14 protein-coding genes are annotated in these 16,301 nt (G+C 42.0%); 11 read left to right on the forward strand and 3 right to left on the reverse strand.

All coding sequences use genetic code 11. The features are described 5' to 3' along the window. Positions 1-173: 173 nt before the first annotated feature. The gene (locus H6G03_RS08975) at positions 174-2,576 is read right to left on the reverse strand and encodes a serine/threonine-protein kinase (RefSeq protein ID WP_190463977.1); all 2,403 of its coding nucleotides are present in this window, start codon (positions 2,574-2,576) and stop codon (positions 174-176) included. Between the two features lie 914 nt (positions 2,577-3,490). Between H6G03_RS08975 and H6G03_RS08980 the strand changes: the two genes are divergently transcribed. The 3 genes from H6G03_RS08980 (at position 3,491) to H6G03_RS08990 (ending at position 6,348) form a co-directional block, all read left to right on the forward strand. Next, positions 3,491-4,009, forward strand: a complete 519-nt coding sequence (locus H6G03_RS08980; RefSeq protein WP_190463978.1) for a LabA-like NYN domain-containing protein — start codon at positions 3,491-3,493, stop codon at positions 4,007-4,009. A 207-nt stretch (positions 4,010-4,216) separates the two neighbouring features. Beyond that, positions 4,217-5,845, forward strand: a complete 1,629-nt coding sequence (locus tag H6G03_RS08985) for a 2-isopropylmalate synthase (protein ID WP_190463979.1) — start codon at positions 4,217-4,219, stop codon at positions 5,843-5,845. Positions 5,846-6,030: 185 nt separating this feature from the next. Further along, complete coding sequence (locus tag H6G03_RS08990; protein WP_190463980.1) at positions 6,031-6,348, forward strand: antitoxin family protein; 318 nt, start codon at positions 6,031-6,033, stop codon at positions 6,346-6,348. A 43-nt stretch (positions 6,349-6,391) separates the two neighbouring features. Here H6G03_RS08990 and H6G03_RS39460 read toward each other — a convergent pair whose 3' ends face one another. Continuing rightward, positions 6,392-6,700, reverse strand: a complete 309-nt coding sequence (locus tag H6G03_RS39460; protein WP_407650732.1) for a Ycf66 family protein — start codon at positions 6,698-6,700, stop codon at positions 6,392-6,394. Positions 6,701-6,997: 297 nt separating this feature from the next. Between H6G03_RS39460 and H6G03_RS09000 the strand changes: the two genes are divergently transcribed. Genes H6G03_RS09000 through H6G03_RS09020 form a run of 5 tightly spaced genes read left to right on the forward strand, consistent with a single transcriptional unit; the run spans position 6,998 to position 11,178 of the window. Continuing rightward, positions 6,998-7,918, forward strand: coding sequence for a hypothetical protein (locus tag H6G03_RS09000; RefSeq protein WP_190463982.1), 921 nt, complete (start codon positions 6,998-7,000; stop codon positions 7,916-7,918). 47 nt (positions 7,919-7,965) lie between these two features. Beyond that, entirely contained in the window at positions 7,966-8,754 is a 789-nt protein-coding gene (locus H6G03_RS09005) for a hypothetical protein (protein ID WP_190463983.1), read from the forward strand. 20 nt (positions 8,755-8,774) lie between these two features. Further along, positions 8,775-9,455, forward strand: a complete 681-nt coding sequence (locus H6G03_RS09010; RefSeq protein WP_190463984.1) for an H-type lectin domain-containing protein — start codon at positions 8,775-8,777, stop codon at positions 9,453-9,455. Between the two features lie 20 nt (positions 9,456-9,475). Further along, positions 9,476-10,465, forward strand: a complete 990-nt coding sequence (locus tag H6G03_RS09015) for a GUN4 domain-containing protein (protein WP_190463985.1) — start codon at positions 9,476-9,478, stop codon at positions 10,463-10,465. Positions 10,466-10,518: 53 nt separating this feature from the next. Beyond that, complete coding sequence (locus tag H6G03_RS09020; RefSeq protein ID WP_190463986.1) at positions 10,519-11,178, forward strand: coiled-coil domain-containing protein; 660 nt, start codon at positions 10,519-10,521, stop codon at positions 11,176-11,178. A gap of 72 nt (positions 11,179-11,250) precedes the next feature. On the opposite strand, the gene H6G03_RS09025 is transcribed toward H6G03_RS09020, so the two are convergent. Continuing rightward, the gene (locus H6G03_RS09025) at positions 11,251-11,700 is read right to left on the reverse strand and encodes a GNAT family N-acetyltransferase (RefSeq protein ID WP_190463987.1); all 450 of its coding nucleotides are present in this window, start codon (positions 11,698-11,700) and stop codon (positions 11,251-11,253) included. Positions 11,701-11,809: 109 nt separating this feature from the next. On the opposite strand from H6G03_RS09025, the gene H6G03_RS09030 reads away from it, so the two are divergent. The 3 genes from H6G03_RS09030 to H6G03_RS09040 all read left to right on the forward strand — a co-directional run. After that, complete coding sequence (locus tag H6G03_RS09030; RefSeq protein ID WP_190463988.1) at positions 11,810-12,277, forward strand: hypothetical protein; 468 nt, start codon at positions 11,810-11,812, stop codon at positions 12,275-12,277. Positions 12,278-12,400: 123 nt separating this feature from the next. After that, on the forward strand, positions 12,401-13,843 hold the full coding sequence (locus H6G03_RS09035; protein WP_190463989.1) for a RecQ family ATP-dependent DNA helicase: 1,443 nt from the start codon (positions 12,401-12,403) through the stop codon (positions 13,841-13,843). 638 nt (positions 13,844-14,481) lie between these two features. After that, the coding region (locus H6G03_RS09040; RefSeq protein WP_322111880.1) for a PAS domain S-box protein at positions 14,482-16,301 on the forward strand (1,820 nt) is incomplete at its 3' end.

Here is a 16,301-nt window from a genome sequence, read left to right on the forward strand (position 1 = left end):
ACAACCCCGTCAAGTAATTTTGATAAAATCTAGAAAACATTTTTACATTGGCATTGAAACAGGTCTTTTTGAAAGGAAGCGACCTGTACTTTTTTATGTACATACACGGAATGCGGTAAGATTGCGTGCTATTTTTTGTAGAAGCGATCGCACTCACACCTAGATCTAATAATTCAATTGTTTTGATTCTTATATTCTTGAGTTTCTTCAAGTGGATAGAGAGTTTCCGATCGCTCTGCCCAGGCTTTTGTAGGAGCATCATACTCATCTGAATATGCGCTATCTATAGGCGAATCTGTCAAAGAAAAAGCAGCAGCAGAAGATTGTTGAATCTCTAACAGTGCTTCTTTAATTTCGGATGCAGACTGATAGCGCTGATGATAATCATAACGCACCATTTTGCTAACGATCGCAGCCAATTCTGGGTTTACTTGTGCCTTATGCGTCCACAGTATTTCTGCACTTTTAATGTCTTGCTGTAACTGGTTTGGCGATAGTCCCGTCAGAGCTTTAATCGCTGTAATTCCCACTGCATAGATATCGCTGTTTGGTCGCGGACGACCCGCACATTGTTCGGGTGGTGCATAACCTTGGGTTCCAATACCCACGGTGAAGCGACTTTGCCCGTCATTTTCCAGCAGTTGTGTGCTAACTTCTTTGACGGCACCAAAGTCAATCAGCACAAGCTTGTCGTCTGAGTCTCTCCTAATAATATTGTTGGGTTTAATATCGCGGTGAATGACTCCCTGACTGTGTACAAATTCTAATATTTCTAACAGTTCCAGCATTATATCTATAACTTGCGATTCGGTCAGTGGCTTGCCCGGTATTAACTCGTATTCTAGAGAATGACCGGCAATGAATTCCTGAACTAGGTAAAATTCATCGCCTTCTTCAAAGTAGGCGAGAAGTTGAGGAATTTGTTTGTGCTGACCGAGTTTTTCGAGTGCGTCTGCCTCTCGCGGAAATAAGCGTCTGGCGAGTTCCAAGTGCTTGTGATCGTTGGTGGCTGGCTTGAGTTGTTTGACCACACACAAAGGTTTACCAGGTCGCTGTGTATCTTGGGCAATATAAGTTTCCCCAAATCCTCCTGCACCTAAAACTTTGATAATTTCGTAGCGACCGCCAATTTTTTTATTGGCTGTTCCTGAGTCTTTTAGAGGCAGCAAGTCTTGCAGGTCATCGTGTTGGCTGAGAATTTCTTGGACAATTGGTGAAGTGACATATCGCTTCAAAGTTTGACGTAATTGGAATTTTCCGATCTGTTGCCTGGAGACATCTCCTGTTAGGTAGAAGAAGCCACTCAATACGATCGCGAAAGCTGGTACGGCTGTTGGCAAAATTAACTGACCGTAAGTAAAGGTGAAGTAGCTAACTGTTCCCCAAGCAAAGGCAATTCCTATTGCCCATCCAAAACGATTTAAGCTTCTTTTTCTTTTGCTCAGAAAAACGCTTGTGCCCAAAACTCCGCCAAATACAAACAGCCCCTGCATCAGCGGATTGGGTATTGCTTGACCGATCGCTTTGCCCTGCATCAAGGTGGCGATCGCATTGGCGTGAATCTCTATTCCCGACATCTGCTCGCGATACAGCAAGCTTCCAGAAAAGGGTGCCTTATGAAAATCTTGCACTTCGGTGATGGTTGTTGGCCCAATCAGAACAATCTTATCCTTGAATTTCCCTTGCTGTAGGTGGTTGTTCCAGATGTAAGGGTCGAGGACGTGGAAAAAGGGAATTTGTTTGAAGGTGTCCTTGGGGCCATAAAAGTAGATGCGATCGCCCTTAGCGCGAATGTTGCTCTGCCCAGCTGCTATCAACGCTGCTTCATCGAAAGAGGGTACCGCCACTGTTAAGGCATCAATTTCTTCTTTGACCTGCTTTGAGTATGTTTGAGACAACTGCTTAATGAACTCGCTGCTAAAGCGATGAATCCTGCCATCCACTTCCAGGGGGTAATTAATTATGCCCGCTGATATCGGCTTTGTCCGAAATAGAGGATTGGGAAGGGTTGGCTGGATTAAGCTGCCCTGCTGTATCTCGGTATCTTCGTACATAGCAGCTAAAGCGATGCGACCTGGATAGCGCTGCAATACCTGTTGCAAATATTTGTCAGCTGCTTTATCGTTGCTGAGCCGATCGAACACCACATCTACAGCAACAGACTTGGCTCCTGCTTTCATCAGCTTGTCGATCGCAAGAGCATAAGCGCTGCGTTTCCAAGGCCAGACTTGTAATGGCTCTAGGTAAGCATACTGTTTGGGATCTTGTTGATAGAACTGTCCTTCCTTGACAGACTGCTCATCTATAGCCAAAATCACTATTTCATCTGGAGGTGCAACTGGCCCGCGCAGTTCAAATAACAGGGTTTGGGTGTTGTACTCCATCATTTGAACCAGTCCCAAATTGCCAGCTGTAGCGAGTCCAGCTGCCAATGCCCAAGCGCCCGTGACAATATGGCTCAAGCGAGCCAGACGCGAAGCCCGACCAGCCTGTACGCTTGATTTGGTTGTTGTACCGGAACGAGTCACGGCAGAAGTTTGTCGGTTGGTTGCGGGCAATGAGGGTTCTGGTGCCATATCCTGCCTCGAAGGTTGATTTAAAGCACCTAAGTGTATACTTTTAAGCTTTTACTTTACATCCACTTAGGTATGAAGTAATGGATAGGGCGGTTTGCATGGATAATGGGTAAGATTTACTTGCCGCTTACTATCTACCACCTACTATCTACTATTCGATCGGGCTTGATGCCGCCAAATTGGTTTGTTTACTTTTTGTTAACAAATTTCAATTTTTCGTTGAGGGCGATCGAGTTGTCAAAGTCAACATTCTAAAAGTCAAGATTCTAGACGCAAACTGGGCTTAAAGAGTCCTTCTTCGCTTGCATTGGCGCTTCTAGACATTGATGGCCCCGATGCCACCATACCAAAATCAAGCACAAACTGCACAAAAAGCCCTATAATGTCCCATGTTACGGGATGTCTGTACGATAATCTAGTAAACTGCTTTAATAAAACAAACACACGGCAAACTCTCCTTTTGAGATTGCCTACGATCTCAAAAGATTGATTGGTAATTTGTGCTTTTTGTCAAGTTACTTCCTTGGTAAGTTAAAGCTGGCCCTGGCAGTAGTGGTGAATGGAAGCAGAATCCCAATAGCGATCGAACGAAGCTACCCTAAAGGGAGATGACAGTACGAGTAAATACACCCAAAGGAGGAAAAAAAATAAGGTTATGGCTAACCAGCCATAAAGTAAGTCACTTGGAAGGGAAATTTTATAAGAAGGATGATTAGTCCAGTCTCAAACGCATTAAAATCAAGGAGGCTCTCATAGTAAAATCTATTGAATAGACAATTTCTCAGCTTGAGAAATTTCATCTAAATACTTGACAAACGAGTATAAGATAGGTTATTGGCTTTGTTAAAGCAGAAATTGCTATAATGGATTATTCCAATTAAATTCTTTTCTACTACTTTTAGGTATAAGTTTGTATGCCTTACTCGATGAACCGTCTTTCTATTTTTGTAGACGGGAACAATATGTTCTACGCTCAACAAAAAAATGGTTGGTTTTTTGACCCGCGACGAGTGTTGCAATATTTCACGAGCGAGCCGGATACAATGTTGGTAAATGCGTTTTGGTACACCGGCTTAAAAGACCCCCAAGATCAGCGAGGATTCCGAGACGCTTTGATTAGCCTTGGTTACACGGTTCGCACCAAAATTCTCAAAGAGTACTACGATGATAGCTCCGGACGTTACTCGCAAAAAGCAAATTTAGACATTGAAATTGTCGTTGATATGTTCAATACAGTAGATCAATACGATAAGGTGGTGCTGTTCAGCGGGGATGGTGATTTTGAACGAGCAATTGAACTTTTACGTTCTAAAAATACTCACATTACAGTGGTGTCAACAGAAGGAATGATTGCCAGAGAACTGCGTAATGCTACGGACAGGTATATAGACTTGAATGATATTCGCGACCATATTGAGAAAGTTGATTATTAGGTGAAAAGTAATAAGTGCAACAATTTGAAGGCAAAAGATGGTGCTACGGTTAAGCTACCTAAAATTAGGTATGGCACTCGTCAGGGTTAAAGCAGAACGGTTATAAATTGAAAAAAGCTTTATAAGCCATCAGTTGACACTTTTCTCTCACCACCTTACAGACATCGCTCGCTCGCACAAAATAAGGAGGATATCTCGTTTAGAGCTATGCAAAACCAACCCAAAACAGACCGAATTATCATTTTCGATACCACACTTCGAGATGGCGAACAATGTCCCGGCGCTACCTTGAATGTAGACGAGAAGTTGATTATTGCCCGTCAATTGGCTCGTTTGGGTGTAGATGTAATCGAGGCGGGATTCGCTTACGCCAGTCCCGGTGATTTTGAGGCAGTTCAGAAGATTGCCGAAGCTGTGGGAACAGAAGATGGGCCGATTATCTGTAGCTTGGCAAGAGCGATAAAAGCAGATATCGAAGCAGCAGCAAAAGCGCTCAAACCGGCAGCAAAGGGGAGAATTCACACCTTTATTTCTACATCGGATATTCATTTGGAATATCAATTGCGGAAGACAAGGGCAGAAGTGTTGGCCATTGCCGAAGAAATGGTCTCCTACGCTAAGTCTTTCATGGATGATGTAGAATTCTCGCCGATGGATGCGGCTCGTTCCGACCCACAGTATTTGTATCAGGTTTTAGAACGAGCGATCGCAGCTGGCGCTACAACTATCAATATTCCCGATACCGTAGGTTACATGACTCCCAGCGAATTCGGAGATTTGATTCGCGGTATTAAGGAAAATGTTCCCAACATCGATAAAGCAATTATTTCCGTTCACGGTCATAACGATTTGGGATTGGCTGTTGCGAACTTCTTGGAAGCAGTGAAAAATGGCGCACGCCAGTTAGAATGCACCATTAACGGCATTGGCGAACGCGCTGGCAATGCGTCTTTGGAAGAATTGGTGATGGCATTGCACGTCCGCCGTCAATATTACAATCCTTTCTTGGGACGTCCGGTGGAATCGGAAGCACCGCTAACTAATATTGACACGCGGCAGATTTACAAAACTTCTCGTTTGGTTTCCAACTTGACGGGAATGTTGGTGCAACCGAATAAAGCAATTGTAGGCGCAAATGCTTTCGCTCACGAATCCGGTATCCATCAAGATGGGGTGCTGAAAAATAAGCTTACCTATGAAATTATGGATGCTGAATTGATTGGTTTGACCACCAATCAAATTGTACTCGGCAAACATTCCGGTCGCCATGCTTTCGGCGCACGTTTGAAAGAGTTGGGATTTGAACTTTCGGATACGGATTTGAATAAGGCGTTTCTGAAGTTCAAAGAGGTAGCGGATAAGAAGAAAGAAATTACCGATTGGGATTTGGAAGCGATCGTTAATGACGAAATCCAACAAGCTCCCGACCTTTTCCGTGTAGAATTGGTGCAGGTTTCTTGCGGTAGCAACGCTCGTCCGACGGCAACGGTAACTCTCAGAACGCCAGAAGGAGAGGAGTTGACTGATGCGGCGATTGGAACTGGGCCGGTGGATGCTGTTTATAAGGCAATTAACCGCGTGGTAAATGTGCCGAATCAGCTAATTGAATTTTCTGTGCAGTCGGTGACGGCGGGAATTGATGCAATTGGAGAAGTAACAATTCGCCTCAAACATGGTGAGCGCATTTTCTCCGGTCATGCTGCTAACACGGATATTATCGTCGCTTCCGCGCAAGCTTATATAAATGCGCTGAATCGTTTGTATGCGGCGTTGCAGAATAAGCAAGTGCAGTCTGAAGGTGGCGAAAATCCTGCTGCTGCGGGTACTACTGTGTAAGTGTGAATAGGTGGACAAAACGCTAGAAGGCGTTGAAAGAGAAAAAGTATAAAGGCACGAAGGGATAAATTTCCTTTCGTGTTTTTTCTGTTTTGGGGGAAGAAAAAAGTGCGATCGCGATAGCGTGCCGGAGGCGATCGCTTATGGCAAATTAAAATAGATTTAAGCATTCGATCGCCCAAATTATGTCTGAAATTATTGTTGCTGTTTACGAAAATGGTGTTTTGCGTCCCGTAAATCCCGTATCTTTAAATGAGGGTCAAACTGTGCGACTGCAAGTGGTGCTGGAAGTATCGCCAGGAGAGTCACAAAATGAGGTAGAAAAGCCATTTCAGTCATTAGTTGACCAAAAAGTGATGAGTCTGCCACCGAAACAGGGTCAAATCGATCGCGCTGAATTAGCGCGGCGCGAAGAGGCGCGGCGCGAACGGATGCAAAAAATGGGGCCAATCCCAGGTAAACCTCTATCAGAAACCATTATTGAGGATCGTGGCCCGTGGTAAACGCTTATTTCTTGGATACCAGCGCGTTAGTGAAAAGATATATTTATCTACTTCTGTTGAGCGTCATCAACATATCTTTAATGATAATGTAAATAACTAACGCAGTTTGTAAAAATTGTCCGAGTTGCATAATTGGATCGAAGCGCCAGCCAGAAAAAAGTAGGATCGTGCCAATTATTAAGAAAAAAATCGTTGAAACTATTGCTTGAATGACATATCTAATCAAAGATGAATCGCTGACATTTCTGGCACGTCTAAATATCAAAATTAATGCCGATACTATATAAATAAAACTCCCTACGAAATATACTAATCCACATAAACTTGCTAAATTAAAAGATACATTTATCATGTTCGATCGCCTGATTTAGATTAAAAACCCTACAGTCTTAGTTTTATTATAAATTAAAATACTTTTCATTTACTTTTCCTGATTGTAACGATCGTATGTTTGCCGCAAAAATAATCCCGATCTCATTCAATATCCTCTACGCGGTTACGATCCTGTCCTTGAGAGTGCGATCTCTCTTTAACAATCTTCATATTGTTTATTGAATTGTAGTCAAAATTTAAACTAATTTACGATAAAAAAGGGTAAAATCCTAGATTAATATACAACACAACTACATCTGTCAAAGGGTGGGTAAAAATGTTGGGATGGATATTTGGCGGTTTTGTCAAAAAATTAGAGCGTGCAGCTAATGATATTTCACATAATTTTGTGAAAGCTAGCGGAGAAGAAATAGATCGTTTATTTGATGAGCGATTATCACCTTTAGCTGATAAGTTAGATTATATAGCTCAACAAAGAATTAAAGAATCTAGATTAGAAATTGAAGCTTTAGAAAATAAAACGAAAGCTGATATTGAGTCTTTGCTGGCTCAGGCTGATGAGAAAGCAAAGCAAAATTTGGAAAAAATTGATTTGGTGCGACAAGAAAGTTTGGCAGATGTAAGAGCAACTCTTAGTCAAACAGATGCTTATTTGGAAAACCGGATTAACCAAATTTCGCTGGCGGTAATGGAAGCTCTGGAATTTACTAATTATCGGGTTGATAAAGCTTTGTTGGAAGTTAAGGATTTGGAAAATAAATTGTTTGTAGATGCGAATTATTTAGTGGATAAGTTAATTCAGCAAATTGATGAGGTTTTAGAAGGTAAAATTGAGAAATTTAATACGATTTTACAAAGATATTTAGATCATGCTTTGCCAGGGCCATTTGATAAATGCAAGCGGCGACTTAATATTCAATGGAAATTTGGTAATCAAATTTCTGATATGGATCTCTATCGATTAGCTGAATGTTATGAATTGAGCAAATTAGATGAGAATACCTCTATTGAAAAAGTAGTAGAGATTTACGGACAATTGCAATTAAATGCGGCTAGAATGGCGGCGTTAGTGCGAAATGCACCTATATTGAAAAGAATTGCTGTGGATGATTGGCTTAAATATGGAGTGCTTTCCGAGTTTTGGTACGATACTTTGAAAGCGTATGATTCTAATGTTCCGATGCTGAAGCCTTCAATAAGACAAGCATTGTTAACTGATAGTAATGACAATGATTAGATATGTTTTGGTAAGAGGTTCTTAAAATTTTATTAGGAGTAAAGATAATGAAAACTGGTGGTGATGACTGGAAAACGCCATTGGGTGTTTATGAAAGAGCGATCGCAGAATTAGCAAGTACGCGCCAAGAACTTCAGGCAGAGTTAAAAAATTTAAAAGAACTGGAAAGTTGGAAAGCTAATTTGAGATCGGAAATTCAAAGTGCTAAGTCAGATCTGCAAGCGATTAAATCAGAACAACAAACTTTTCAAACTAAGTTAGAGAATACTAAAAAAGAGTTAAGTGCTACTCAAATAGAATTGCAAAAAGTGAAAGCCGAACTAGAAAGTAAAAAATCCCAAATTACCGATATCCAAACAAAAATAGAAACTACAAATACCCTCTTGAAAAGCTTCAGTTCTGAAGCCCAAAAAGCAGTTGGTTTTGCCATATCAGAAGCTAAAGATGCCAAAAATCAAGCTGAGAACGCTTTGTCACAAATAGCTGGATTAAAAAATCAGCAGGTAGTTAAAGATACTCCATCTAAAAATAAAACTGAGTCAACTAATTTTACTTCTGACTATGATAGTAGTTCTAACCCTACGGGAGAAGTAATTATGATTTTAAACGGTGTATTAGGGATGACTGCCGCTCACCCCAGAGATTTTGAAAAAGCTAGACAGATTTTTGTACTTAAAGACCGAACTTCTGTGAGAATGTGGACAAATCCCGTAGGTGTCGATCACGTATTTTTGGCTGATGTTAATGGGAATATGGTTTATGGTGGCTTTGTAGGCTGGATTCACTCACAAAATCTTTCCAGAGCTTTAGAAGATATTAGAAAATATTTCACATAAATATTTTGGTTACAAATTTTATGGCTACAACTGGTGCTGATGACTGGAAAACGCCGTTGGGTGTGTATGAAAGAGCGATAAGAGAACTAATAAAGACAAGGCAAGAAATGCAAGCCGAGTTGGAAAGCATCAAAGCGATGCAAGCTTCTCAAATTGAAAATTTGAAAGAAGAAATTGAACGTTATCAGATAGAGACGCAGACTCTTAAAGCAGAACTTGGAGTTACCAAAGAGCGTCTTAACACAGTTCAAAAAATAGCAGATGAATCTCTATCTTCTAAGGAAGCTTTAAATGAAGTAATTCGCCTGACAAAAGACCGAGTTTCAAATATGGAAAAAAGTGCAGAGGATGTTCAAAGAGAAATTGATAGTTTGAAGTCAGATCCTAAACAGCAGATTAATAATCTTCGGATAGAACATGGTGTATGGGAAGGAACGGCTAAAAATACTCCAGGTTGGTCTATTTTAGATGGAGATGGAAGGCGTGTATTTAGAAGTTATATTCGCTTTGAGCAAGGCTTTTCACAACCACCACAGGTAGTAGTTGGTATATCGTATTTTGATATTATCAGAAAATCTAATAGTCGTCTAAAGGTGAAGGTGGCAGAGATTGATAAAAATGGGTTTTACTTTCACTTACAAACTTATTTGAATACACAAATTTGGGCGGCGGGAGTAAATTGGTTGGCTTATGGTTACTAATATATAGATTGAGGTTGGCTATGAGTAAAGCGGGTAATGATAATTGGAAAACACCTTTAGGTGTATATGAAAGATCGATCGCTGAATTACGGCGAACAAGAGAAGAAATTCAGGCAGAAATGCACAACCTCAGACAGATGCAAGTTTCTCTAGGGGAACTCTCAAATCTGAAAGCAGAACTAGAAGATTCTCAGGTAAAGATACAAACTCTCAAAACAGATTTAGACAAAACCAAAGCTGAGCTTATCACTACTCAAAAAATTGCCAGCGAAGCTCAACATCGAGTTGCGGATGCTGAAAGAGAGGCTAATTCTGCCCAAAAAGAACTACAAAATTTGAAGCAGCTTATGAATAATAACGAAAGTAGCAATCCTCAACTTATTGAAATTGTAAGTAAACTGCAAGAACAATTAGCTCAATTAGCGCCAATTAATACTGCATCTAGTCAAGATGATGATTTTAAACGGCAGATTATTCAGTCTATTTCAGATTTGCGATCGCAAGTCTCTAAATTATCAGATGAATTAATGCTTGTTTCTCCGGCGACAGGGAAAGACTACACCAAACTCCGAAATTTATTAGCAGATAGAGAGTGGAGAAAAGCCGATGAAGAAACTCTAAACCTGATAGTTAAAATATCTAATCGAGACAGAGATGGTTGGCGCTGGCTAGATCGAGGAGAAATTGCGCTATTTCCCTGGCAAGATCTTCGCATTATTAACAGACTTTGGGTAGAGTACAGCAGTGGACGGTTTGGTTTTAGCGTTCAAAAGCAAATATGGCAGAGTATAAATGTAGCAAATAACAATAATTTTGAGGTAGAGAAGACGTTAGGCGATCGCGTTGGTTGGCGCGTCAATAATAACTGGCTTAAGTATGATGAATTAACTTTCGATATTAGCGCATCCGAGGGACATCTACCATCTACTGTTCATATTTTAGGAGTTGATAAGGGAAGAGTGGAAGATAGAATAAGACTTCTTTTATCGCGTCGGGAATTACAAATATAAATTCTTAATTTTCAACAAATATTTAGTTTTTTCGTACAAAGAGGTTAGTGACGATGAGTAAAGCGGGTAATGATAATTGGAAAACTCCTTTGGGTGTATACGAAAGAGCGATCGCAGAGGTAATTAAAACACGCGAACAATTACAAACAGAACTACAAAGCCTGCGAGATATTCAAGCTTCTTATAAGAATTTAAAGTCTGAGCTTCAGGCTGCCAAGGCGGAAATACAAACCCTGCAATCCCAATTTCAAGCTTGTCAAAAAGAACTTCAGGAAACTAAGGCAGAGTTAGAAGCTACCAAGTTAGAACTTCAAGATACTGATAAACAGTATGAAGATAGAATAACAGAAGCTAAGGAAACCGCAGATATTGCTCACTCTGAAGCTAAAGCTGCTTATTCTCAAGTAGAATCTGTTAAAACTGAAATCGAAAATGGCACTATTGTTGCTCAGAAAGCTTTGATGTTACGTGGTAGAGATGAGAATTACTGGATGAGATTTCATTCGGTTGATAGTGTTAACCATGATGTATTTCAGATTTGGAAAATTGATGATACATGGTATGATACTATTAGGGTAAAAGCAGCAAAACTTTTACGAGCCAGAGATGATAAACACTGGATAAAATTTTATCGAGTTGATAGCAAAAATCGGGATGTTTTTGCTATGTGGAGAAGTGACAAAACATGGCATATTAATATCCAACTTAAGTAGTGTTATTACTTCTCTGCTTTTGCTTCATTTCTGTATATTTATTCTCATGTTTATTTATGTTTAGCCAGTTTATTAACGATTTGCATCTTTATAAACATCCCCTCTAAAAATCTCCATAAACCACTCTGGCGTTTTCAACTCTTCAAACCCAAATTGTCCATAAAGCCAATGAGCATCTTTTGTCGCCAACAACCATCGCCGCAAACCTTGTAACTCTGCTTCTGCCATAATGGTTTCGATCAACCATTTACCCAAACCAAAACCGCGATATTCTTCTAAAATAAACACATCTGAAAAATAAGCAAAACTTGCATAATCTGTGATTACTCTCGCAAAGCCAACTTGCTTGTCGCCTTCATAAACTCCGAAACAAAAAGAGTTATCGATACATTTCTGAACGACTGACAACGGAATATTTTTAGCCCAATAAGAATTGCGGAGAAAATTATGAATTACGTCTAAATCTAATTTCGACTTGTCGGTGTTGATGGAAAATCTATTTTGTAATTCGCTATTCGTCATAAGTGATAAAAAACACTGTTTAAAAAATAGTCCGGATGCTAAGCCGGAAAACACGGATTCTATTTTAGATATTGTAACGTCAAGATACCTAAATTTACGGACTAAAACGATGAGACAGCTTTGGAAAACTTTTCTCGCACTTCCCCTAGTTGCAGGTGTGGCGCTTACCGCGATACCGAGTCAAAGCATTGCAGCGCCGAGTTTTGGCCAGTATCGCGTTACTCAGAGGTATAATGGCAGACCAGCGCCTGTTAATCTCAGCACTCCGGAGGCGCGGCGATTTCGGACTGCGTTGACAAATGGTGCCAAACTGGGGCCTAATTTTGCGGGACAGTATACTGTGGTAACTTGGGGTTGCGGTACTGAGTGTCAGCAAGTTGCGATCGTCGATGCGAAAACAGGTAGAGTTTACATGACGGGGATTACCGCGTCGCTGGGAGTGAAGCATCAGTTAAACAGTCGCTTGTTGGTTGTCAATCCGCCGGAGGAAATTGCACAGCTTTCTCCCGAATATGCAAAAAGGATAACTACTCGCTACTATGTTTGGCAGAATAATCGCTTAGTGCAGGTTAAGTGATCGAGATTTAAAATTTTTAACCGCAGATGAACGCAGATGAGGTTTGTCTGCGTTATTTGCGTTTATCTATGTGAATCTGGGAAACTTAAGAGTAAGCTAATTATTGGAAATTCAGCATCTCAAATGACTTATCCTCAATCTCTATCTTGGCAAGATGTCCGCGACAAATTTAAAACAATCTGGGGCTATGATGATTTTCGCCCACCCCAAGGGGAAATTATTCGTAGTTTGCTAGCTCAGCAGGATGCGATGATTATAATGCCTACGGGTGGGGGAAAGTCGATTTGTTTTCAATTGCCAGCTTTGTTGCAAACGGGGTTAACGCTGGTAGTTTCGCCTTTGGTGGCGTTGATGGAAAATCAGGTGCAGGAATTGCGTCAGCTAAAGTTGCCAGCTGCGCTACTGCATAGTGAATTGCCAACTTCTGAACGCAAGCAGACTTTGCAAGCTTTGGAGCAACAAAGGTTACGATTGCTGTATGTGTCGCCGGAAACTTTGTTAAGCGAACCGGTGTGGATGCGTTTGTGTCAATCGTATTTGAAAATTAACGGCATAATTTTGGATGAGGCGCATTGTTTGGCGCAGTGGGGAGATACTTTTCGACCTGCTTATCGGCGTTTGGGTGCGGTGCGATCGGCTCTCCTTCAGTTTAAACCACCAGGAACTAAAATCCCGATCGCAGCTTTTACCGCTACTGCCGATCCCACTGCCCAAAAAACTATCCAGTCAGTCTTACAATTACAACAGCCAGAAATTTTTCGCCTCAACCCCTATCGTCAAAATCTCCATCTCAAGTTACAAACAATCTGGACGCCACGCGGACGCAAGCAAACTCTGTTAAAGTTTATTCAGGCCAGACCGCAACAAGATGGTTTAATTTATGTTCGCACTCGGCGAGATGGCGAACATTTAGCTGCATGGTTAAGAGATAAAGGATATACAACCGCAGCTTATCATGCCGGTTTGAGTCCGCAGGAACGTCGCACTATTGAAAGTGATTGGATTTCTGGTAAAATAGCTTTTGTGGTTTCTACATCTGCTTTCGGAATGGGCGTTAACAAACCGAATGTGAGATGGGTAATTCACTTTCACCCTACCTTACTGTTATCGGAATACGTGCAGGAAATCGGACGTGCGGGAAGGGATGGGAAAAAATCCGATGCTTTGCTATTGATGAGCGAACCGACTGGATGGTTAGATCCACAGGATAAGCAACGACAAAAGTTTTTTGAGGATAAAGTGCGATCGCAACAACGGGAAGCTCAGCAGTTAATTCGCAAACTCCCCGCAACTGGAGAGGTAAATATTGTAGCCCGTCAGTTTCCCGAAGGGGCGACAGCTTTATCGCTACTCCACAGCACAGGTCAGCTAGAATGGCAAGACCCATTTCACTATATTATTAAGGATCGATCGCCAAGCCAACAACCAGCTCAATTCGATGCCGTCAAGCAGATGAATTCCTACCTGAGAACTCGCGAATGTCGCTGGCAGTTTTTGTTACGCGCCTTTGGTTTTCAGGAAAATATGCGTTGCGGACACTGCGATAACTGCGATCGCAGCAAATGAATTTATGGGGAAATTGTTCGTTGATATTACAGTTGAATGCGATCGGTGGGTGACGGCACCCTCTCAAAGGAAGAGGGAGAACGAGATAGCGGGAAGAAATTCCTAATTTTGACTTTTGACTTTTGACTTTTGACTTTTGACTTTTTACTTTTAGATCGCCTGTGCCGTCCCCCACCCTACGATTGGATACTAATTACGGAAAACCTAGTTTCTCTCAGTATATTCACTTTGCTATCAAAAAATGATATTACATAAAGATGCGATTTCTACGGTTAAAACTATTATAAATGTATAAAATAGTATAAATTTATAAAAATTTATAACATTAGCTTGCAAAAAAAGTATTTTACCCCTGACAGTGCAAAGATGGTTCGCTCGCAGATTTTGTGTAATTTGCTGCTGAAATCGAACAGATTTTGTGGATAAAGTGAAAATTTCCGGCAAAAGTGAGTATAAAGACGCACCTTTCACCAACCCCCCCCGAAAGGGAACGGGGATTGTCTAAACCAATTTAGGCAACGCAAGAGGTGAATACCGCATTGAGACACAGTTTGGTACGCACTTCCAGATGCTTCCCAGTCTGGACTATCTACAAGCCTAATTGGTTAGGTGTTAGGTAAGACCAAGACATCTTAACTGTGTTGCAGGAAGGGACTAAAACAAGTTTGCTGGTTCTTGGGCCGATCGCCATTCAAAAACCAGCCCCCCGCAAGGGGATTATTGTAAAGCCGTCCTGTAAGGACGGGGTTTGGGACCCAGAGGTTTCGATGATGGCGACCTACGATGTCTGCCTTGTTGTTGTTTCAGTTGCGATCGCAATCACCGCCACCTATACGGCTTTGTCAGTGGTGAAGGGTAGCCGATTGGCCACAAAATGGGCGCGAAAGTTGTGGCTTGCGAGTGGGGCGGCAATAGCGATCGGCATCTGGTCGCACTACACAGGCATGACATCAACGCGACCGTGGGCATCGATCGCATATAATTCTCAGCAGCTAGTGGAACTCTCGACGGTCATCAGTTTTGGTGCTTCCTTAACAACTTTGTGCCTGACCTCGATGACAAAAACAACAAAAATCGGAAAATGCTGTCAACTCAGTAGTGCCATCGCGATCGCATCGACAATCGCCGCCACGCATTACACAGTAATGGCAGCCGTCAGCTTCCCGCCTCAAAAAGCAAAAATTGTACAACTTTACAGCACAGCAGATACTAGGGGCAGCTTTACTTTCTCAATAGCTATAGCGGTTGGAATTGCTACCTTAGTCATCTTAGCGCTGGCGCGACTGGCATATGCAGTCGCTCGGCGACTGCGTACTCAGGTGGCGACAGCAGAAGCATTACGCCAAAGCGAACAGCGTTTCCGTTCCTTAGTGCAAAACTCCTCAGACCTGATTGCAGTTTTGGATATCAACGCCACTTTTCGTTATGTCAGTCCCTCCGTAGAAAAAATTTTGGGCTACACACCGACACAATTAATCGATCGAAAAGCCTTTGACTGGATTCACCCAGAAGATATTGACAAAGTTTATGCCGCTTTTGCCAGTGCGATCGCCAATCCCGGCGCTAACATGGCGATCGAGTATCGAGTCAGACACGCTCAGGGCAATTGGATTTATTTGGAAACTATAGGGCGCAACCTGCTTGATGATGCCACTATCAAAGGCGTCGTAGCTAATTCCCGCAACATCACCAAGCGCAAACAAGCAGAAGAAGCACTGCGCCAGGTAGAACAGAACTATCGCAGCATCTTTGAAAATGCCGTTGAAGGTATTTTTCAAACCACACCCGATGGGGGATATCTGACAGTCAACCCCATGCTAGCCCGCATCTACGGTTACGATTCCCCAGCAGAATTAATCGCCACCATCATCGATATCAAACAACAGCTTTATGTCGATCCAAATCGCCGCTTTCAGTTTAGAAATCTTTTACAAGAACAGGATGCCGTTTGGGGCTTCGAGTCCCAAGTTTATCGTAAAGATGGCAGCATCATCTGGATTTCCGAAAGCGCTCGCGCCCTCCGGGACGAAACGGGTCAGCTGTTGGGCTATGAAGGCACTGTAGTAGATATTACCCAGCGCAAGCAAGCAGAGACAGAACTGCACAAACGAGATACGTTGCTGCAAGGGGTTGCAGCTGCCATGAATCATTTATTGACAAATAGCGATTACAGTACAGCAATTAATAAAGCATTAGACGCCTTGGGTGCAGTGACCGGTGTCGATCGAGTTTATATTTACGAACAGCACTGCCATCCCGAAAGCGGCGAAATCGGTGTGAGTATGCGATATGAATGGACGCGCCGACTCGAAGAGGCAGAGAGGGGGAGAGCGGAAATTAAAAGTCAAAAGTCAAAAGTCAAAAGTCAAAACGAAGAACGGGAGAACGGGAGAACGGGAGAAAACCTGCATAATGGTTCCCCCACTCCCCCCTTCCCCCACTCCCCCACTCCCCCACT

It is taken from the genome of Aerosakkonema funiforme FACHB-1375 (assembly GCF_014696265.1).
GTDB lineage: Bacteria > Cyanobacteriota > Cyanobacteriia > Cyanobacteriales > Aerosakkonemataceae > Aerosakkonema > Aerosakkonema funiforme_A.